This is a genomic window from Leminorella grimontii ATCC 33999 = DSM 5078 (assembly GCF_000439085.1).
In the GTDB taxonomy this organism is placed as follows: domain Bacteria; phylum Pseudomonadota; class Gammaproteobacteria; order Enterobacterales; family Enterobacteriaceae; genus Leminorella; species Leminorella grimontii.
On record NZ_AUUA01000005.1, the window covers coordinates 13,805 to 32,805 of the forward strand.

Genomic DNA, 19,001 nt, shown 5'->3' on the forward strand with positions numbered 1-19,001 from the left:
CCTATTTTCTTTGCCCCTTCGACAGCATCCACTGCCACTTTTGCTCCTGGTTTAGTTCGGAAGGGGGAACGCGTATGCCTTGTTCCAGGCGTTCGTCCGAGTCGCTTTCGCCCTCAGCATTCACGGCGTTCTTAATGCGGCTTGAAATCAAATCGTCAATGCTGTCTACCTGAATCAGCCGCTGGCATTGACATCCGCGGCCCTCCAACTGATTGGGAACGCTTTTGGTTTTACAGACGATTTCGCTAACTTCGGAAAGAATATAGGAAACGGTGTTTATCGCTTTGCAGGTGGTCAGATTGAAGTGCTCTGCAATTTCCGTTGCGCTCACCCAACGCTTTTGCTGCATGACCCAGCGGGCAACGGAGAGATATAAAGGCTCTTGAACATACTCTCTATACATATTCTCACCTATTTAACCAATACTTTAATTAACTAATACCCTACTTGATTGCGCTACACTATTTATCTATTTCGGATTGACGATAAGGTGCTTTACGCATGCTCTTTTATTTTCAACGCTCGCCGTTGGTCTATCTGAATATACCTAATTGCCAAGATAATAACCATGAATTTTATGTGATTTTTTTATTAATTATACTATTTTCTATTGATGTTAATTTATTGTTTTAATAACGTATAAATAGCGTAATTAAAAATGACATTATCGCGTAGCTGTGTGATTGTTTTTACTATTTACGTACTGAGTAAAAACGCTTGTTATTTTTATAATCATGTCTGGTATAAGTTTTTCTTATACTTTCGTGGCTTTTGTTTTATTAATGAATTCATGATGTTGTCTTGTTTTGTGGTGTGGGTCGCAAATCTGATATGGGCAAGGGGTAAAATAATAAAGTATCTGTCAGGAGGAATGAATGAAACCAGAAAATAAGGTCAATGTTCTTAGTAATATTTCAGAAGAAATGCGTAGCGTACTGCAATTCCAATTAGACAATCCTCAACCTTTACCGGCGGACTCTCATTATGAAACGCTTAGGCTCTGTTATAACCAAGAGCGAAAGTATTGGAATGAGCAAGGGCCGGAAATGATGAAAGTACAGGAGGTTAAGATTGCGACTAAATATGGTGAAATAGGAACAAGAGTTTATTATCCCAAAATGAGCGGTGAGGCAACGCTGTTCTATTTACACGGCGGAGGTTTTATTCTCGGCAATTTAAATACACACGATCGCATTATGCGCCTGCTGGCCCACTATACCGGCTGTGCGGTGATAGGCATAGACTATACGCTATCACCGGAGGCCCGCTTTCCCCAGGCCATTGAAGAAACCGTTGCCGCCTGTCAATTTTTTCACACTCATTCGGCGGATTATAGTCTAAACGCCAGGCGCATCGGCTTTGCCGGCGACTCGGCCGGAGCAATGCTGGCGATGGCAACGACGCTATGGCTGCGCGATCGCGATATCAACTGCGGTGACGTCATGGCTGTTTTGCTCTACTACGGCCTGTTCGGCCTGCGGGATTCGGTAACCCGTCGTCTTTACGGTGGCCCTTGGGATGGGCTGACTCAACAAGACCTTCAGGACTATGAGAATGCCTATCTGGCCGATGAACGGGATCGTGAATCACCTTATTACTGCCTGTTTAACAACGATCTGACCCGCAACGTTCCCCCCTGTTTTATTGCCGGAGCCGAGTTCGATCCGTTGATTGACGACAGTCGCGCCCTATACCAAACCCTGAGTGAACACCGCCAACCTTGCCGCTACCAAACCTATTCGGGAACCCTACACGCCTTTTTGCACTACTCCCGCATGATGAAGACGGCAGACCAAGCGCTTCGCGACGGCGCGGACTATTTTAAGCAGAATCTAAAGTAGCAGGACGACGAACGGGCGCGGCCTGCGCCCGTTTGTCACTCAGCACAGCTTGATTTTACTGGTTTGCTCCAAAGACATGCCGCGCGTTTCCGGCGCGAGGATAATAGATATCACCATGCCAAAGAGCGAGATCCCCGCGCCGACCAGCATCGTGGCGGAAATGCCGTGCTGCTGCATAAACAGCGGCAGTGCATAGGTAGAAATCACGGTGCCTATTCGACTTAAGGACATGGCCGCGCCGACCGCAGAGGCCCGAATCGCGGTAGGAAAAAGTTCATTGGGGTACAGCCACTGCAAAATGCCGGGGCCGCCGGAGAAAAAGGCGTACAGGGCAAAGGCGCCAACGATGAGGAAAATGCCCGGTTCAGGGATAAACCCTAACAGCGCCAGCGCCGCGGTCATCATGGCGAAACTGCCGATAAGCAGCGGCCGGCGGCCGACGCTGTTTAGCCAGTACATGGCGGGCAGGCAGCCAATCATGAAGAAGAAGCTTATCACCACGTTGCCTAAAACGGCCTCTCTGCCCTCGTTGAGCCCTAGCAGCGAGATAATCTGAGGCCCAAAGGTGTAAATAGCGAACATTGGGATCACCTGACAGGTCCAAATCGCGGCGACGAACAGAATTGAGGTAAAGTGGCGGCGCGTAAAAATCTGGCTATAGCGCGTTTCCTGCACCTCCTCTTCATCGAACGTGACGGGCTGGCCGAACAGCTTGATCATCAGTTCCTGGCATTCTTTAATCCGACCTTTGCGGATTAGCCATCGGGGGGATTCCGGCAGGTCAAATCGGCCGAGAAGGATGACGACGCAAGGGATCACGGCGCTGCCGAGCATCCACCGCCAGCCGTTTTCAACGTCATAGAGCATATAGCCCACCAGATCGGCCGCGGTAGCCCCGATGTACCACATGGCGGCGATAAAGCCCATAGTGAAGGCTCGCTGGCTGGTGCTGGAAAACTCGGCGATCATCGAAGTAGCGATAGGGTAGTCGGCGCCGATAACGATGCCGATAAGAAATCGCAAAAGCACCAGCTCCAGCGGAGAAGAGACAAACATGGTGGCGGCAGAAATCACGCCGATGGCAACGATGTCTACCAGAAACATCAGGCGGCGGCCAACCAGGTCGGCAACGTAGCCGAACAGGGAGGTGCCGATAAACAGCCCCACCAGCGTGGCGGCGCCGACCAGGCCAATCCAGTTTGCGTCAAGCTTCAGGGCCGGGGTCAGCTGTTCCAGAGCGATGCCGATGATGACGAGAACGTAGCCATCAAGAAAGGGGCCACCGCTGCCCCAAAGCATTATCTTACGGTGAACCGGCGAAAAGCTGATGTCATCGAATTTTTTATTCTGTTCCATAGGTAGTAGGCCATTTTGCGATGCCTCCCCGTCTATACGGGTAATCGGAGGGCTATTATTGTTGTACTCGTTACCCTTCAAGCCGTAGCGTTAATACATATGTCTCCTGATGAAATAGCGTGGTTAAAAAGGGTAAAAGCGGATGCGCCCCGCCTTTACCGCAGGGCGTTAACCGTAGCGATACTCTACGCCGAAGGTTCCACGCGGGTAGGTCCACTCTTCTAATACCGAGTTACGGCACAGAATGCGGCAGGTACCGCATTCCAGACAGCCGGCGTAGTCGAAGCGGATAGTTCCGTCCTCCAGCTGCTTGTAGAGGCCGGCGGGGCAGGCCAGCGTCAACAGGCGAAACGCAGCCATATCCGGATGCTCGCCGATAATGATGTGCGGATGGCCTTCGTCCACGTGAAACTTGTTGACGCCCAGCTTGACGTCAACGTTGACTGGCTCACTCATAGTGCGGTTGCTCCTTTTATGCCGTCCTTAAGCAGGTTCATATAGCCGACCTCTTTGCAGTGGCGCATGATCTTTTTACGCAGCGGCTGCGGCGGCTGCCCGTCGACGGTAAACAGGTCCGCCATGATGCCAGCCACCATCTGTGGATAGAGCGTAAACATGCGCGGGTTGTCCATCATCGCCGGAACCTTGCGATAGTGGCGCAGGTCTTTCATTACCGACAGGCTTTCTAACTGCTGCAGATAGCCGCCGAGCCCTTGGGCGCTGAAGTCATTTTTCTCTTTTGCTTCCAGTACCGCGCGCGCCGCGGCTTCGCCAGAGGCGATAGCCAGATCCATGCCGCGAATGGTAAACCCGAGGTTCAGGCACATGCCCGCCGCGTCGCCGGCGATAAGCACGCCGTCGCCAACCAGCTTGGGCTGCATGTTGATGCCGGCTTCAGGCACCACGTGCGCTGCGTATTCGATGGTTTTCCCACCTGCAATAAGCGGCCGCACCGCCGGATGTTGCTTAAAATCTTCCAGCATCTGGGGGACTGACTTTTTCGCGTGTTCGATGTGGTGCAGCCCGTACACCAAGCCGAGAGACAGGGTATCGCCGTTGGTATACAGAAAGCCGCCGCCCATCTGACCGTCGGACGGCGAGCCGGCGAACAGCCAGGCCGCGCCTTCGTCGCCTTCCAGACCGAAACGCGCTTCCAGTAATTCGCGGGGCAGCTCGATAAGCTCTTTCACGCCGACGGCGACTGACGCGGCTGAAACCGGCTGCGCCATGCCGATCTGTTCGGCAAGTATGGCGTTAACGCCTTCGGCCAGAATGACGGTATTGGCTTCCAGCACGTCGCCGTCAGCTTCGACGCCGATGACCTTACCGTCGCGTTGAACCAGCCTGTCGACGCGAATACCGGGTACAAACTGCGCGCCGGCCGCTTCCGCCTGTTCCATCAGCCAAGGGTCGAACTTGGCGCGCAGCACGGAGTAGGAATCCTGCGGCGGCACGGCATCCCGGCCGTTGTGGTAGTCGAGGGTAACGGCGCTGTCGTCGGTCAGAAAAGAGATCTTTTCCCGCGTGATGCGGCGCTCAATCGGCGCCTGCTCGGCAAAGCCGGGGATAAGGCGCTCCAGGCTATGGCCGTAGAGCCGACCTCCGGTGACGTTTTTTGCGCCCGCATAGTTGCCGCGTTCAATCACCAAAACGTTGGCGCCTTCGCGCGCCAGCACTAACGCTGCCGCCGCGCCCGCTAGCCCGGCGCCGACGATTATGGTGTCAAATACATCTTCGGACATAGTGTCTCCAGCAAGAAGGGCAGAGCCGCTAGCGGCCCCGCCGTTTCGTTAACGTTTCTATTTCACCGACTTAAGGCTTTGGTCAACGCGGGTACGATCTTCATCAGATCGCCCACGATGCCGTAATCGGCATATTGGAAGATCGGCGCATTTTTATCTTTGTTGATGGCCATAATGGTTTGTGCGCCGTTGGCGCCGACCATATGTTGGATTTGCCCGGAAATGCCGACGGCAAGATACAGCTCCGGCTTGAGCATGATGCCGGAGATGCCGACATAGCGTTCGCGCTCCATCCACTTCTCGTTTTCCGCTACCGGGCGGGAGCAGCCCAGCTCGGCGCCTATGCTGTTACTGAAGGCTTCGGCGATGGCGATGTTCTCTTTGCTGCCGATGCCGCGGCCAATGCTGACAACCAGACGGGCTTTACCCAGATCGACGCTTTCACCCTGCTTGGCGCTGCGCGATACGCAGGTGATGGGGTTTGCCGGTGCGACAAACGTCAACTCGACGGCGCTGCCGCTGAGCGCCGCGTTTTCCTGCGCGGGTGCAAACGTGCCGCTGCCTAAGGTGACGACCGCATAGGCGGTGGTTATCTGCTCCTTACCGAAGGCCAAGCCGCCGTACACCATGTGGGTTGCGACCGGATGGCCGCCTTCGGCAAACAGCTGCGCCGCATCGTTAACCACGCCGGCCTCCAGCCGAGCGCCGAGGCGAGCCGCCAGCGCTTTGCCGCGGCGGGTCGCCGGCAGGATAACCAGCGCCGAGGGGCCGTGTTCCTTAATCGCTCGAACCAGCGTATCCGCGTAGTCTTCGATGATGCGATCGGCAGGGACGGCGCCCAGTTGATAGGCCGCGTTGGCGCCCAGGCGGAAGGCCTGCGCCGACTGCTCTGCGCTTAGCGTGACGACCTGAACGCTTTCGCCCAGCTCGCACGCGCCGCCCATCAGTTCCGGCAGGCGGGCGGCATCGTCGCTAAATACCCAAACGGTTGAAAATTTACTCATGACGACCCCCATTAGCCGATAACTTTGCGCAGATGTTCTGCAAACTCGGCGATTTGCTCTTCGCCGTCCCCTTCGATAATCACGCGGCCGCGCGCTTTCTGCTTCGGAGCCTGTACGCTAAGCAGCGCCGTATAGGACGCAACGCCGCCCAGCTCCAGATCCGCTGGCTTCCAGGCCTGTACGGGTTTTTTCGCCGCGCCGAGAATGGCCTTCATGGAAGGGATCTGAGGATCGTTGATGTCGGTTGATACGGAAATCACCGCCGGCAGCCTGAGCGTCAGGGTTTCAATTTCGTCTTCCAGCGTGCGTTCTACCTGAACCTGTCCGTCGGATACGCTAAGGATGCGGCTGACGCCGTTAATCGCGGCCACGCTCAGCGCCTCGCCGAGCAGCAGGCCGACCTGCTGGGCGTAGAGGTCGGCAGAGCCGTCGCCGCACAGGATGAGATCGAAACCGGTTTTTTTCGCTGCCGCCGCCAGCACGGTTGCCGTCTGATGGGGCAGAAGGTTTTCCAGCCCGGCGTCAGAAACCACAACCAGTTCATCCGGGCCGCGAGACAGCACGTCCTTGCGCCCCTTGGGATTTGCCAGCGCTTCGCCACCCACGCTCATGGCGACAATATGGACATCGTCATTTTGCTGTTTTAAGGCACAGGCTGCTTCAATCGCGTTAAGATCAAACTGGCTGATTTTGGCATCCGCCTTACTGAGGTTCAGAGAGCCATCACCGTTAACGGTAATATCCTGCTCCTCGGGGATGAGCTTATAGCATGCAATAATTTTCATCACTTCTCCGATAGGCAATATAATTTTCAATATTGTGAAATAACTCCCAAATAAGGAGTGAAATACACAATCAGGACAAATTAAAACGACGGCTTTGTTCAAAGTCGTTTATAAAAATCGGTATAGCTGTTCGTAAATAAAACTATTCGACGGGTAATTAAACTAATAACGGTTTTACTTATCAGCTTCCTCTTTCTGGAATCAATTTGACGGCAATAGAAATACCATGATTCCCCCCATCAAAGTAATACCTGGATCACCAATATTGAAAGAGTCGGCCTGCGCCACGGTGTGCTTACTTATAAAGTGGTATTCATGCAATTCATTGATATTAAATTATTTATTTTGTTGATTCGTGAGGTTTATGATGAAAAATGAGAAGGGGACTCTCTCCGACGGGGAGGATAGTTTGATTAAGATCACGGATTATTGCAGTTCTAAAACTCATTATAAGTTCCGTATTAATCGGCCAGGCTGTTTCTACGTTAATGGATATATTTAACGTTAATACACTATTTTTTAACATGTGGTGATTTATTACTTTCGGGTTTTATTTTTTATTAAAGGCATATCGGCGTTAAGTCTTGCTCGCCATATATATGGCGTTGTAAACCGCGTCTATTTAGAAACAATACCCTCAGGTTGTCATTGCGAGGAAGATATTTCCATGAGGCAGAGACGTAAATGAAGAGTGAAATTGAAGCAGGTAAACAGAAGAAAAGCGGGATAGAACCAAAGGTCTTTTTTCCCCCGCTGATTATTGTTGGGATCCTCTGTTGGTTGACCGTGCGCGATCTGGATGCGGCAAATGAAGTGATTAACGCAGTCTTCAGCTACGTGACTAACGTTTGGGGATGGGCGTTTGAGTGGTACATGGTCGTGATGTTCTTCGGCTGGTTTTGGCTTATCTTCGGCCCCTACGCTAAAAAGCGTTTAGGAAATGAAGCGCCTGAATTCAGCACCGCCAGCTGGATTTTCATGATGTTCGCATCCTGTACGTCCGCCGCCGTGCTGTTTTGGGGATCGATTGAGATTTACTACTACGTCTCCAGCCCGCCCTTTGCGATAGCGCCCAACTCGGTCACGGCAAAAGAGTTTGGTTTGGCCTATAGCCTGCTGCACTGGGGGCCGTTGCCGTGGGCGACTTACAGCTTCCTGTCCGTTGCCTTTGCCTACTTCTTCTTTGTGCGCAAGATGGACGTTATCCGTCCCAGCTCTACGTTGACGCCGCTGGTGGGGGAAAAGCACGCCAACGGCCTGTTCGGCACCATCATCGACAACTTTTATCTGGTGGCGCTGATCTTTGCTATGGGCACCAGCCTTGGTCTGGCGACGCCGCTGGTGACGGAGTGCATTCAGTTCCTCTTCGGCGTGCCGCATACCCTACAGCTGGACGCCATCATTATTACCTGCTGGATTGTGCTTAACGCTATCTGCGTGGCCTTCGGCCTGCAAAAGGGCGTAAAGATCGCCAGCGACGTGCGCAGCTATCTGAGCTTCCTGATGTTGGGATGGGTCTGCATCGTCGGCGGCGCCAGCTTCATGGTCAACTATTTCACCGACTCGGTAGGCACGCTGCTGATGTATTTGCCGCGCATGCTGTTTTACACCGACCCCATCGGCAAAGGCGGATTCCCGCAGAGCTGGACCGTATTTTACTGGGCGTGGTGGGTTATTTACGCCATCCAGATGAGCATCTTCCTTGCGCGTATTTCCAAAGGGCGCACCGTGCGCGAACTGTGTCTGGGAATGGTGGCAGGCCTGACCGCCGGGACGTGGCTGCTGTGGACGATCCTCGGCAGCAACACGCTGTTGCTGATGGATAAAAACGTCATCAACATTCCGAACCTTATCGAACAGTACGGCGTAGCGCGCGCCATTATCGAAACCTGGGCCGCGTTGCCGATGCGTACCGCAACGATCTGGGGCTTCTTCATTCTGTGCTTCATTGCCACGGTTACGCTGATTAACGCCTGTTCCTACACCTTGGCGATGTCCACCTGTCGTGCGGTTCGCGATGGCGAAGAGCCGCCGCTGCTGGTACGCATTGGCTGGTCCGTTCTGGTTGGGGTTATCGGCATCGTACTACTGGCGCTGGGAGGGCTTAAGCCCATTCAAACGGCGATTATCGCCGGCGGCTGCCCGCTGTTCTTCGTCAACATTATGGTCACGCTCTCCTTCATCAAGGACGCCAAGAAGAACTGGAAAGACTGAGTGTTTTTACTGTGAATTTGAACATTTAAGAGGTTAAAAGTATGGATTTTAGATTAAGTGATGAGCAGGAGCTGTTCGTTGCCGGCATCCGCGACCTGATGGCGCAGGAAAACTGGGAAGCCTATTTCGCCGAGTGCGATCGCAACAGCGAATATCCGGAGCGCTTTGTTAAGGCGCTGGCGGACATGGGAATCGACAGCCTGCTGCTGCCGGAAGAGCACGGCGGCCTCGACGTCGGCTTCGTCACTGTGGCTGCGGTTTGGGCCGAGCTTGGCCGCCTGGGGGCGCCGACCTACGTGCTGTATCAGCTGCCCGGCGGCTTCAATACCGTGCTGCGCGAGGGAACGCAGGAGCAGATCGACAAGATCATGGCGTTTCAGGGTACCGGCAAGCAGATGTGGAACTCGGCCATCACCGAACCCGGCGCAGGGTCTGACGTCGGCAGCCTGCAGACCAACTACACTCGCAAGAACGGCAAGGTCTACCTCAACGGCAGCAAGTGCTTTATCACCAGCAGCGCCTATACCCCTTACCTGGTGGTGATGGCGCGCGACAGCGCTTCGCCGGACAAGCCGATTTTCTCCGAATGGTTTGTCGACATGAGCAAGCCGGGCATCAAGGTTTCCAAGCTGGAGAAGCTGGGCCTGCGCATGGACAGCTGCTGCGAAGTAGTGTTTGACAACGTCGAGCTGGAAGAAAAGGACATGTTCGGCCGCGAAGGCAACGGCTTTAACCGCGTGAAGGAAGAGTTTGACCACGAGCGTTTTCTGGTGGCTCTGACCAACTACGGCACCGCCTACTGTGCCTATGAAGACGCGGCCCGCTACGCCAACCAGCGCGTGCAGTTCGGCGAAGCTATCGGCCGCTTCCAGCTGATTCAGGAAAAGTTCGCCCATATGGCCATCAAGCTGAACGCCATGAAAAACATGCTGTTCGAAGCGGCCTGGAAGAGCGACAACGGCCTGATGACCTCCGGCGACGCGGCGATGTGTAAGTACTTCTGCGCCAACGCGGCGTTTGAAGTGGTTGACTCCGCGATGCAGGTGCTGGGCGGTATCGGCATTGCCGGCGATCACCGCGTAACCCGCTTCTGGCGCGACCTGCGCGTTGACCGCATCTCCGGCGGTTCCGACGAAATGCAGATCCTGACGCTAGGCCGCGCGGAGCTGAAGAAGTACCGCTAACCGCCGGTTGAGATAGGGCGCCCTGCGGCCGGGGCTGCGGGCGCCTTGACATGTGATTTGAGTAAAGAAGGTGATGCGTATGTCTGCACGGTTATCCATGCCCAAGTTTGGCCCTCTGTCCGGGCTCAGGGTCGTTTTTTCTGGAATTGAAATCGCCGGCCCCTTTGCCGGACAGATGTTTGCCGAATGGGGCGCCGAGGTTATCTGGATTGAGAACGTCGCCTACGGCGATACGATCCGGGTTCAGCCCAACTATCCTCAGCTTTCGCGGCGCAACCTGCACGCGCTGTCGTTAAACATCTTTAAGGACGAAGGGCGGGAAGCCTTTCTAAAGCTGATGGAAACGACGGATATCTTTATCGAAGCCAGCAAGGGGCCGGCCTTTGCCCGCCGCGGCATTACGGACGAGCTGCTTTGGCAGCACAACAAAAAGCTGGTGATTGCTCACCTCTCCGGCTTTGGCCAGTACGGCACGGATGAATACACCAACCTGGCGGCCTATAACACCATCGCGCAGGCGTTCAGCGGCTATCTGATCCAAAACGGCGACAAGGACCAGCCGATGCCGGCGTTCCCCTACACCGCAGACTACTTCTCCGGCATGACGGTGACGACTGCCACGCTCGCCGCGCTGCATAAGGTGCACGAGACGGGCGTGGGCGAAAGCATTGATGTCGCGATGTACGAAGTGATGCTGCGCATGGGGCAGTACTTCATGATGGACTATTTCAACGGCGGCGAAATCTGTCCGCGCATGACCAAGGGTAAGGATCCTTATTACACCGGCTGCGGGCTTTACAAGTGCAAGGATGGCTACATCGTGATGGAGCTGGTGGGAGTAAACCAGATCCGGGAAACGTTCAAAGACATGGGCATTGAGCACCTGTGGGGCACGCCGGAGATTCCTGACGGCACCCAGCTGATTCACCGCATTGAATGCCCGTACGGCCAGCTGGTGGAAGACAAGCTGGACGAATATCTGGCCGGTAAGTCCATCGCCGAGGTGCTGGCGCGCTTTGCCGAACTGAACGTCGCGTCGACCAAGGTGCTGACGATCCCAGAACTGGAAGGCAACCCGCAGTACGTGGCGCGCGAGTCGATAACGACCTGGAAAACCATCGACGGGCGCGATTGCAAAGGGCCGAACGTTATGCCCAAGTTTAAGAACAATCCTGGTCAAATTTGGCGCGGAATGCCGACGCTGGGTATGGATACGGCTGCTATTTTGGCGGACATTGGTTACAGTGACGCACAAATTCAGGCGCTGGCGGAAAAAGGGTTGGCCAAGCTTGGCGGGCAACAATAGCTTGGTGATAAAAGGGCGGCCGCCCGTCGCCCGGCTTGCAGTAAAGCAACGGCGCTATTGGTAAGCGAGTATAGGTACGTATGGGTGCGCAATGGACATAATTGGTGAACAAAACTTACGGCAGATGTGGGACGACCTGGCGGAGCTGCACGGCGACAGGACGGCGCTTATCGTCGAGAGCCTGCACGGGCTGGCGTCTGAATACAGCTATCGCGAGCTGAACGAAGAGATTAACCGCACGGCCAATCTTTTCTATGCGCTCGGCGTGGCTAAGGGCGATCGGGTTGCGCTGCATCTGAATAACTGTGCGGAGTTCATCTTTTGCTGGTTTGGATTGGCTAAAATCGGCGCCGTGATGGCGCCGGTGAACGCCAACCTGCTCAAGGCCGAGAGCGAATACGTGATCCGCATGTGCGGCGCCACCGTCGTGGTAACCGCCGGTGAGTTTTACGGCATTTATGATGAGATCCGGCAGGCCGACGATGCTTCGCTACAAACGGTTCTCCTGATAGATGGGAACGCCGAGTCCCTCAACGCGCTGGATTTTCACGCCCTGAAGCGCGCCCAGCCCACTCACCTTATCCCGCAGGTGGCGCTTTGCGCGGACGATACGGCGGAAATCCTGTTTACCTCTGGCACAACGTCCAGCCCCAAGGGCGTAGTGATCACTCACTATAACCTGAGGTTCGCCGGCTACTATACGGCCTGGCAGTGCGCGCTGCGTCAGGACGACGTTTATATGACGCCGATGCCTGCTTTTCACATCGACTGCCAGTGTACCGCCGCGATGGCGGCATTCTCCGCCGGGGCGACGTTCGTTCTGCTGGAAAAGTTCAGCGCCCGCGCGTTTTGGTCGCAGGTGTGTAAATACCGGGCCACCGTGACCGAATGCATTCCGCTGATGATTAAAACCCTGATGATGCAGCCTAAAATGCCGTGGGAAAGGCAGCACTGTCTGCGAGAGGTGCTGTTTTACCTCAACCTTTCCGAACAGGAAAAGGATGCGTTTATACGGCGCTTCGGCGTCAGGCTGCTGACCTCCTACGGCATGACGGAAACCATCGTCGGCGCCATTGGCGACAGGCCGGGGGACAAACGCCGCTGGCCGTCTATCGGCCGCGTCGGCATGGGGTATGAGGCGCAGATTAGGGATAGCCAGGGCAAGGAGCTGCCGGTAGGCGAAACGGGCGAAATCTGCCTTAAGGGCGTACCGGGCAAGACGCTGTTTAAAGAGTATTACAACATGCCGGAGGCGACCGCCAAAGCGCTGAGCGCGGACGGCTGGCTGCGAACCGGTGACTATGGCTACGTCGACGAAGAGGGCTTTTTCTACTTCGTCGAGCGCAGCTGCAACATGATTAAGCGAAGCGGCGAAAACATTTCCTGCGTAGAGCTGGAAAACGTGATTTCCGCACACCCGAAAATTATGGACGTTGCGGTTATCGGCCTGAAGGACTCCATTCGAGACGAAGCCATTAAGGCTTTCATCGTGCTCAACGAAGGCGAAACGATGACCGAAGAGGAGTTTTTTACCTTCTGCGAGAGCCGCATGGCCAAGTTTAAGGTGCCCTCGTTTCTGGAAATCAGGAAGAGCCTGCCGAGAAGCTGTTCCGGAAAAGTGATCAAAAAAGGCTTGCACTGAGCCGGTTTGCGAAATAGTCGAAGCTGCGATTGCGCCGCACGTTAATAAAGCGTGCTGCATCGGCCTCCTGCATCTCGTTACCCGCTCGGCGCGCCGTTCTATTTGTTCTTTTTATATGGAGTATTAGCATGAGCGAATCATTACGCGTGACCCGCAACGGCGACGTTCTGGAAATCGTTTTAGACCGCCCCAAGGCGAACGCCATCGATGCCAAAACCAGTTTTGAAATGGGCGAAGCCTTTATTGCGTTTCGCGACGATCCTACCCTTCGCGTCGCTATCATCACCGGCGCGGGCGAGCGTTTTTTCTCTGCGGGCTGGGACCTCAAGGCCGCCGCGGAAGGGGAAGCGCCGGACGCTGACTTCGGCCCCGGCGGGTTTGCCGGCCTGACGGAGCTGTTTGACCTGGACAAGCCGGTGATTGCCGCCGTCAACGGCTACGCCTTCGGCGGCGGCTTTGAGCTAGCGCTGGCTGCGGACATGATAGTCTGCTCGCGCAACGCCAGCTTCGCCGTGCCGGAAAGCCAGCTCGGCATCGTGCCCGACAGCGGCGGCATGCTGCGCCTGCCCAAGCTGGTGCCGCCGACGATCGCCAACGAAATGATGATGACCGGCCGCAGAATAGACGCAGAAGAGGCGCTGCGCTGGGGGATCGTTAACCGGGTGGTCGACGGTGAACAGCTGATGGATACCGCCCGCGAACTGGCGCGCCAGCTGTGCAAAAGCGCGCCGCTGGCCATCGCTGCCATTAAGGAGATCTTTCGCGAAACGGGCGAGATGTCGGTGGAAGAGGGCTATCGCCACATCCGCAGCGGCAATCTGAAAAACTATCCGTCGGTGCTGCACTCAGAGGACGCCCTGGAAGGCCCTGCGGCGTTCGCCGAGAAGCGCGAGCCGGTGTGGAAGGGGAAATAAGTCGTCGCGCTTCGGCGAGTGAACCCTGCACGCGATCTTTTCGTCGCGAAGCGGGTTTCTTTGTCAGGCCGATGGGGACAATATTCAACGGCGGGCGATGCCCGCCGCACTTCCGAAGCTGATACGGGCGCCCTCCCGGCCGAGCACGATGGTGATATAAGCAAATCGTACTTTCGGCCGGAATATCCGCTGAAGCCAATTAGGATTACCCGTTAACGAATCAAACTCAGTTCTTCCTATCGCTCCCGCAGCGCCTCTTTCGCCCGATTAAACGGCTTAATCAGGTAGTCCATTACGGTTTTCTCTCCGGTTTTGATGTCCACCGAGGCGATCATGCCCGGCACGATGGAAAAGCGCCGTCCGGCTTTGTTTTGCAGATAGTCCTGATGCGTGCGGATCAGCACCCGGTAATAGAAAATCTCGGGCTTGGCCTTGTCCTGTAGCGTATCCGGCGAAATGGTTTCCACCTCACCGTCAAGCCCGCCGTAGATGGCGTAGTCGTAGGCGGTAATCTTCACCAGCGCCTTTTGGCCGGGGTGGATAAACGCGATGTCGCGCGGTGAAATGCGGGCTTCTATCAGCAGCCGTTCGTCGACCGGCACGATTTCCATCACCTCGCCGTTCGGCGGAATAACCCCGCCGAGCGTCGTCACCTGGATATTTTTTACAATGCCGCGTACCGGCGAACGCAGGGTCAGGCGAGTCACCGAATCTTCCCGGCCCTTAATGACAGAGGAGAGCATATCCACTTCGGCGTTCGCCTTCGCCAGCGCTTCGCGCGCCTGCACGTAATACTGCGAGCGCAGGTCGGTCAGCCTTAGGGCCAGATCGCTTTTCTGGCGGCGAAGGCGCAGCTCCTCAACGTGGCTTGCCGCGCCGGTTTTTACCAGCCGTTCGGTAATCGCCAGCTCCTTATCGACCAGCGAAAGCGCCTCTTTGAGCTCTGCTTCTGAGCTTTCAAGCTGTGCGCGCCGCGAGGTGTACAGCCGGGTCTCCGAGGCGATAAGGTCCGGCCAGGGTTTAAGCGAGTCGGGAAAGGCCAGCGGCAGATCGCTGACTTCGGCATTGAGCCTTACGCTGGAGGCCAGAGAGGCGCGGTAGCGGGCCGCGCTTTCGCCAACGTTGGATTCTGAGCGGGTTGGGTCGAGACGCGCCACCACCTGGCCCGCCGACACCTTATCGCCTTCGTGCACCATGAGCTCCGCCAGAACGCCGCCGTCAAGGGACTGCAGCACCTGCTCCCGAGAGCTGGGAATGACCTTCCCCGTCCCGCTGGAAACTTCGTCAAGCGTGCTGAAGCTGGCCCAAAGCCACGCGATAAGAAGCAGCAGGGCGCTGAGCGTAATGATGCGCCTCGCCTCGACGTAGCCGTTTTCCGGCGCGTCGGCGTTATTTAAGGTGTCGATAATCGCCTCAGGCCGACTGGTGTTCATGTTTCCACTCCCGTTCGTTAGGCGCCTGTGTTGTTCGACCGGCGCTGAGCGCCTGCGCTTTTGGCGCGTCCATCACCAGTTGGCCCTCTTTAAGCACTACGATCCGCTCTACCAGCTCCAGCACCGGCACGCGATGGGTGGCGACGATAAGCGTGCGGTGGCCCAGCCACTGGCCGAGGCGCTGGATGAACTCGCGCTCGGCGTGCTCATCCAAAGAGGCGGTCGGTTCGTCTAACAGCACGATATTCGGATCGCGCAGCAGCATGCGCGCCAGCAGTATGGACTGGCGCTGGCCGCCGGAGAGCCCGGCCCCGCCTTCCATGATGGGGTGATCCAGCCCCTTGGGCAGCTTTTTGACAAACTCCGCCGCGCCGCTGATGTGAAGGGCGCTGAAAATGTCATCATCGTCGGCGTTAGGCGCGCCGAGCGCGATATTTTCCCGCAGCGTGCCGTGAAACATACGGGCGTTTTGCGTCAAAAAGCCGACGTTGCGGCGAACGTCTTCGATGTCGATGTGCGGCAGGCTCAGCTCATCCAGACGCGCTTCCCCGCTGACCAACTCCATGCCGCCCGCCATCGCCTGCAGCAGCGTCGACTTGCCGGCGCCGTTGCGACCCAGCACGGCGATGCGTTCGCCGGGCGCAACCTCCAGCCGGCCGATGCGCAGTGGAATAATGGGATCGTCGGCGCGGTAGCGAAACTGGGCGTTGTCAAACCGGTAGTGCCCGAGCAGAACGTCCTGATGTACGCGCTGCTCTTCGCCTTGGTTCTCAACGGGCAACTGCATGATGTTGTCGAGCCCCTCTTTGGCCGCCTTCACCTGCTGCCAGCGCGCCAGTACGCCGCACAGGGCCGCCATCGGTGCTATCATGCGCGAGGCGAGCATGGAGGCGGCGACCACCGAGCCGGTGGTGATTTCCCCTTCGATCACTAAAGGCGCGCCCATCATGACGACGGCGGCGTAAACCAGGCTTTGAACGGCGATCCCCCAGTTGAGCAGCCCCTGCGTGAGCCTGCGGGTGCGCAGGCCGGATTCGGCAGTGATTTGGATATAGCCGTTCCACTGCTGTAAAAAGCGATTTTCCGCCTGCATCAGCTTGATGTCTTCCAGGCCCTGTACGCTTTCCACCAGAACCGCGTTGCGCAGCGTGCTTTCGTGGGCGGCCTGATTGGCGAGCGTCGCCAGCCTTTTTTGCAGCAGCAGTCCGGGCAGCACCATCAGCAGCGCGGCGACTGGCGCTATCCACGCCAGCTGTGGAGCAATCAGCGCCAGCACCAGCAGGAACAGGAAGAAGAAGGGGAGATCGACCACCGATGAAACGACGGAGGAGGCGATGGTTTCCCGGATCTGCTCCAGCTCGCGCAGCTGCGAGAGAAAGCTGCCGGTGGAGCGCGGAATAGCGCTATTGCGCAGCCGCAGCGCGTGACCAAAAACGCGATCGGAAATGCGGATATCCGCCCGCTTGCCGAGCAGGTCGGTGAGGTGTCCACGCGCAAGGCGCAGCAAAAAGCCGAAAAGGGAGGCGATCAGCACGCCGAACGCCAGTACGTAAAGGGACGGATAGGACTGCGCCGGGATCACGCGGTCGTAAACCTGCATAGAGAACAGGATCCCCGAGAGCGACAGAACGTTAATCAGCAGCGCCGCCAGCATCACGCTGCCGTAGGGCTTAATATCGCCTACGATTAGGCTGCGCAGCCAGTCCGGGCGGTAGCGCGAAACGTACGCGTCGGCCCGGCTGTCCTTCAGCGCCGACAGCGGGCGCAGCGCGGCGACGTAGCGAACTTCAGGCAGCAGCTCGCGCAGCGAGACGCGGTTTGAGCCGCTTCTCTCACCGATAAAACGGACGTCGACCGTATCATCGCCGTCAAACCGCTCAACGATCCCCAGTTCCCCCTTCGCGAGCTGAACGATAATCGGCAGCCGCCAGGCGCTCAGCGTTTCCTGTGATGGCGAGAGCGCCGTAAAGGAGAGCCCGGCCTGACGTGCAAGGTGCGTCAGGGCCGCCGTCCGCACTTTTCCGCTAAGCCAGGGCGCATCGGCCCTCAGCGCGCCTGCTGAGCCGTTAACGCGATAGTGGCCGGCTACGTAGCCGATGGCCTGCGCCCAGTCGGCCAGGGCCTCGCCGGACAGCGTTTCTTCATCATCGAGGCGAGAGGCTCGGCTCATGGGCGGATCTCCACGGACTGAATGTTGCGGTTTTCAAGCTTAAAGGCGTTACGCAGCTTGCCGGTGTAGTAAAGGCACTGAAGCCGAAGCTGATGAAGCTGGCTGCGCGTTTGCTGTAGCGAAAAGCGCGATTGAAACACTTCCTGCTGGGCGTTGAGCACGTCCAGCAGCGGGCGGTTGCCAAGGTTGAGATACTGTTCCTGATAGAGGTCGCGAGTGCGTTCGGTTAAGGCCTGCTGGCGCGTCAGCGTTTGCAGCGTGTTGGTCAAGTTGAGCGACTGGCTGTAGGCGTCTGTCAGCTTCTGGCGCGCATCGAGCCGCGCTCGCTGAACCGCGGCGCGGGCCGCTTCTACCGCGTGGCCCGCGGCGTTGCGGCTGGCGGTGAGTCCTCCTCCTTGATAGATAGGCATTGAGACCTTGACCCAGGCGGAATACTGCGTGCGGTCGAGGGTTTCGCTGTTGACGTAGCGGTCGTTAAGGTAGTGCCTGACTTCCGGCTCCAGCGAGACGGTCGGCGTCATTTGAGCGTTGGCGTTGTCCAGCCGCGCCTGAGCGACGTTGGCCTGCGCCCAGGCCGCCAGCACCGAAGGAACCTGGCGATAGTCGGGCTCGGCGCTGTCGCAGGCGCGGCTAAACGCGTCGGAAAAGCCGTTGTCTACTTCGTTGAGGCTGTCCCAGCCCAGATAGGCCATCAGGGTCGCTCGCGCGCTGTCCAGGCTGGCCTGATATTGGGTTAGCTGGGCGCGGGCGCCCTCTATGCGGGACTCGGTTTGCACCACGTCGGACAGCGTGGCTGCGCCTTCGCTGTGGCGCTGCTGCGTGAGGCGGCCTATGTCGGTTAGCGCCGCCAGCTGCGCCTGCGCCGTTTCTACCATTTGCTGCCAGGTTTGAACCTGCACAATAGCCATTGCGGTGTCGCGAACAACGTCGTCGATAGCCACCAAAAGGTTGGCCTGTTCCTGAGCGACGCCCGCTCGTTCGGCACGTACCTGACTGTCGACTTTGCCGAAGTCGTACAGCATTTGCGAAAGGGAAAGCGACAGCGAAGGGCTAAAGCCGCTGTCGCTATAGCTGTTGGTGTAGCCGCCGTTCACGCCGCCCTCTATCTGCGGATAGTATTTCGCCAGCGCTACATCTACCTGCTCTGACTGCTGATAGAGCCTGCTGACCGCTTCCTGAATGCTTGGATGCCAGGAAACCGCGCGGTTTACCGCCTGTTCAAGCTTTAAGGAGGTGGGCGCCATGGCGGCTTGCGTCAGCGCGGCTCGCCCGTTTAGCGAGGGGAGCTCTTGCTGCTGCATAAGCCGTTCGGCAGAGACGTTTTGCTCCCGTGCGCCGGTGTGAAGGCTAGCCACGCAGAGGCAGCCGGTCAGCCACCGCCCTAAGGGTCGTAATTTTTCCATGATAGTA

Annotated in this window: 15 protein-coding genes; 6 read left to right on the forward strand and 9 right to left on the reverse strand. The window is 57.0% G+C overall.

Features of this window, described 5'->3' with window-relative positions:
* Position 1: 1 nt before the first annotated feature.
* On the reverse strand, positions 2–403 hold the full coding sequence (gene caiF, locus G544_RS0110690) for a carnitine metabolism transcriptional regulator CaiF (protein ID WP_027274593.1): 402 nt from the start codon (positions 401–403) through the stop codon (positions 2–4).
* A 472-nt stretch (positions 404–875) separates the two neighbouring features.
* On the opposite strand from caiF, the gene aes reads away from it, so the two are divergent.
* Positions 876–1,841: an acetyl esterase gene (gene aes, locus G544_RS0110695; protein WP_027274594.1), complete on the forward strand. Its 966-nt coding sequence runs from the start codon at positions 876–878 to the stop codon at positions 1,839–1,841.
* A gap of 39 nt (positions 1,842–1,880) precedes the next feature.
* Here aes and G544_RS0110700 read toward each other — a convergent pair whose 3' ends face one another.
* The 5 genes from G544_RS0110700 to G544_RS0110720 all read right to left on the reverse strand — a co-directional run bounded on the left by G544_RS0110700 (position 1,881) and on the right by G544_RS0110720 (position 6,728).
* On the reverse strand, positions 1,881–3,197 hold the full coding sequence (locus tag G544_RS0110700) for an MFS transporter (protein WP_027274595.1): 1,317 nt from the start codon (positions 3,195–3,197) through the stop codon (positions 1,881–1,883).
* A 168-nt stretch (positions 3,198–3,365) separates the two neighbouring features.
* Positions 3,366–3,653, reverse strand: a complete 288-nt coding sequence (locus G544_RS0110705) for a ferredoxin family protein (protein ID WP_027274596.1) — start codon at positions 3,651–3,653, stop codon at positions 3,366–3,368.
* Positions 3,650–4,939 (reverse strand): FAD-dependent oxidoreductase FixC, encoded by a 1,290-nt coding sequence (gene fixC / locus G544_RS0110710; RefSeq protein ID WP_027274597.1) that lies wholly within the window; start codon positions 4,937–4,939, stop codon positions 3,650–3,652. Before fixC ends, G544_RS0110705 begins: the two co-directional genes overlap by 4 nt.
* 62 nt (positions 4,940–5,001) lie before the next feature.
* Positions 5,002–5,943, reverse strand: coding sequence for an FAD-binding protein (locus G544_RS0110715; RefSeq protein ID WP_027274598.1), 942 nt, complete (start codon positions 5,941–5,943; stop codon positions 5,002–5,004).
* A gap of 11 nt (positions 5,944–5,954) precedes the next feature.
* Entirely contained in the window at positions 5,955–6,728 is a 774-nt protein-coding gene (locus G544_RS0110720) for an electron transfer flavoprotein (protein ID WP_027274599.1), read from the reverse strand.
* Between the two features lie 684 nt (positions 6,729–7,412).
* Between G544_RS0110720 and caiT the strand changes: the two genes are divergently transcribed.
* The 5 genes from caiT (at position 7,413) to caiD (ending at position 13,988) form a co-directional block, all read left to right on the forward strand.
* On the forward strand, positions 7,413–8,942 hold the full coding sequence (gene caiT / locus G544_RS0110725) for an L-carnitine/gamma-butyrobetaine antiporter (RefSeq protein ID WP_027274600.1): 1,530 nt from the start codon (positions 7,413–7,415) through the stop codon (positions 8,940–8,942).
* A 41-nt stretch (positions 8,943–8,983) separates the two neighbouring features.
* On the forward strand, positions 8,984–10,126 hold the full coding sequence (gene caiA / locus G544_RS0110730) for a crotonobetainyl-CoA dehydrogenase (protein ID WP_027274601.1): 1,143 nt from the start codon (positions 8,984–8,986) through the stop codon (positions 10,124–10,126).
* Positions 10,127–10,205: 79 nt separating this feature from the next.
* Entirely contained in the window at positions 10,206–11,432 is a 1,227-nt protein-coding gene (gene caiB, locus G544_RS0110735) for an L-carnitine CoA-transferase (protein ID WP_036023858.1), read from the forward strand.
* 91 nt (positions 11,433–11,523) lie between these two features.
* A complete protein-coding gene (gene caiC, locus G544_RS0110740) occupies positions 11,524–13,074 on the forward strand; it encodes a crotonobetaine/carnitine-CoA ligase (protein WP_027274603.1) in 1,551 nt (516 codons plus the stop codon).
* Between the two features lie 128 nt (positions 13,075–13,202).
* Positions 13,203–13,988 (forward strand): crotonobetainyl-CoA hydratase, encoded by a 786-nt coding sequence (caiD, locus tag G544_RS0110745; RefSeq protein WP_027274604.1) that lies wholly within the window; start codon positions 13,203–13,205, stop codon positions 13,986–13,988.
* 236 nt (positions 13,989–14,224) lie between these two features.
* Here caiD and G544_RS0110750 read toward each other — a convergent pair whose 3' ends face one another.
* Genes G544_RS0110750 through G544_RS0110760 form a run of 3 tightly spaced genes read right to left on the reverse strand, consistent with a single transcriptional unit; the run spans position 14,225 to position 18,994 of the window.
* Positions 14,225–15,421 (reverse strand): HlyD family type I secretion periplasmic adaptor subunit, encoded by a 1,197-nt coding sequence (locus G544_RS0110750; protein ID WP_027274605.1) that lies wholly within the window; start codon positions 15,419–15,421, stop codon positions 14,225–14,227.
* Positions 15,402–17,591 (reverse strand): type I secretion system permease/ATPase, encoded by a 2,190-nt coding sequence (locus G544_RS0110755; RefSeq protein WP_027274606.1) that lies wholly within the window; start codon positions 17,589–17,591, stop codon positions 15,402–15,404. The genes G544_RS0110750 and G544_RS0110755 overlap by 20 nt, the downstream gene beginning before the upstream one ends.
* Positions 17,588–18,994 carry a TolC family outer membrane protein gene (locus G544_RS0110760; RefSeq protein WP_027274607.1) on the reverse strand — a complete coding sequence of 469 codons (1,407 nt, stop codon included), beginning with the start codon at positions 18,992–18,994 and terminating at the stop codon, positions 17,588–17,590. The genes G544_RS0110755 and G544_RS0110760 overlap by 4 nt, the downstream gene beginning before the upstream one ends.
* Between the last annotated feature and the right edge of the window lie 7 nt (positions 18,995–19,001).

Bases quoted from the DNA above. Each gene is read 5' to 3' on its own strand.
- G544_RS0110760 (WP_027274607.1), bottom strand. From the start codon at position 18,994: ATGGAAAAATTACGACCCTTAGGGCGGTGGCTGACCGGCTGCCTCTGC.
- caiF (WP_027274593.1), bottom strand. From the start codon at position 403: ATGTATAGAGAGTATGTTCAAGAGCCTTTATATCTCTCCGTTGCCCGC.
- caiD (WP_027274604.1), top strand. From the start codon at position 13,203: ATGAGCGAATCATTACGCGTGACCCGCAACGGCGACGTTCTGGAAATC.
- caiA (WP_027274601.1), top strand. From the start codon at position 8,984: ATGGATTTTAGATTAAGTGATGAGCAGGAGCTGTTCGTTGCCGGCATC.
- caiB (WP_036023858.1), top strand. From the start codon at position 10,206: ATGTCTGCACGGTTATCCATGCCCAAGTTTGGCCCTCTGTCCGGGCTC.
- G544_RS0110750 (WP_027274605.1), bottom strand. From the start codon at position 15,421: ATGAACACCAGTCGGCCTGAGGCGATTATCGACACCTTAAATAACGCC.
- G544_RS0110720 (WP_027274599.1), bottom strand. From the start codon at position 6,728: ATGAAAATTATTGCATGCTATAAGCTCATCCCCGAGGAGCAGGATATT.
- caiC (WP_027274603.1), top strand. From the start codon at position 11,524: ATGGACATAATTGGTGAACAAAACTTACGGCAGATGTGGGACGACCTG.
- G544_RS0110705 (WP_027274596.1), bottom strand. From the start codon at position 3,653: ATGAGTGAGCCAGTCAACGTTGACGTCAAGCTGGGCGTCAACAAGTTT.
- G544_RS0110755 (WP_027274606.1), bottom strand. From the start codon at position 17,591: ATGAGCCGAGCCTCTCGCCTCGATGATGAAGAAACGCTGTCCGGCGAG.
- caiT (WP_027274600.1), top strand. From the start codon at position 7,413: ATGAAGAGTGAAATTGAAGCAGGTAAACAGAAGAAAAGCGGGATAGAA.
- aes (WP_027274594.1), top strand. From the start codon at position 876: ATGAAACCAGAAAATAAGGTCAATGTTCTTAGTAATATTTCAGAAGAA.
- G544_RS0110700 (WP_027274595.1), bottom strand. From the start codon at position 3,197: ATGGAACAGAATAAAAAATTCGATGACATCAGCTTTTCGCCGGTTCAC.
- fixC (WP_027274597.1), bottom strand. From the start codon at position 4,939: ATGTCCGAAGATGTATTTGACACCATAATCGTCGGCGCCGGGCTAGCG.
- G544_RS0110715 (WP_027274598.1), bottom strand. From the start codon at position 5,943: ATGAGTAAATTTTCAACCGTTTGGGTATTTAGCGACGATGCCGCCCGC.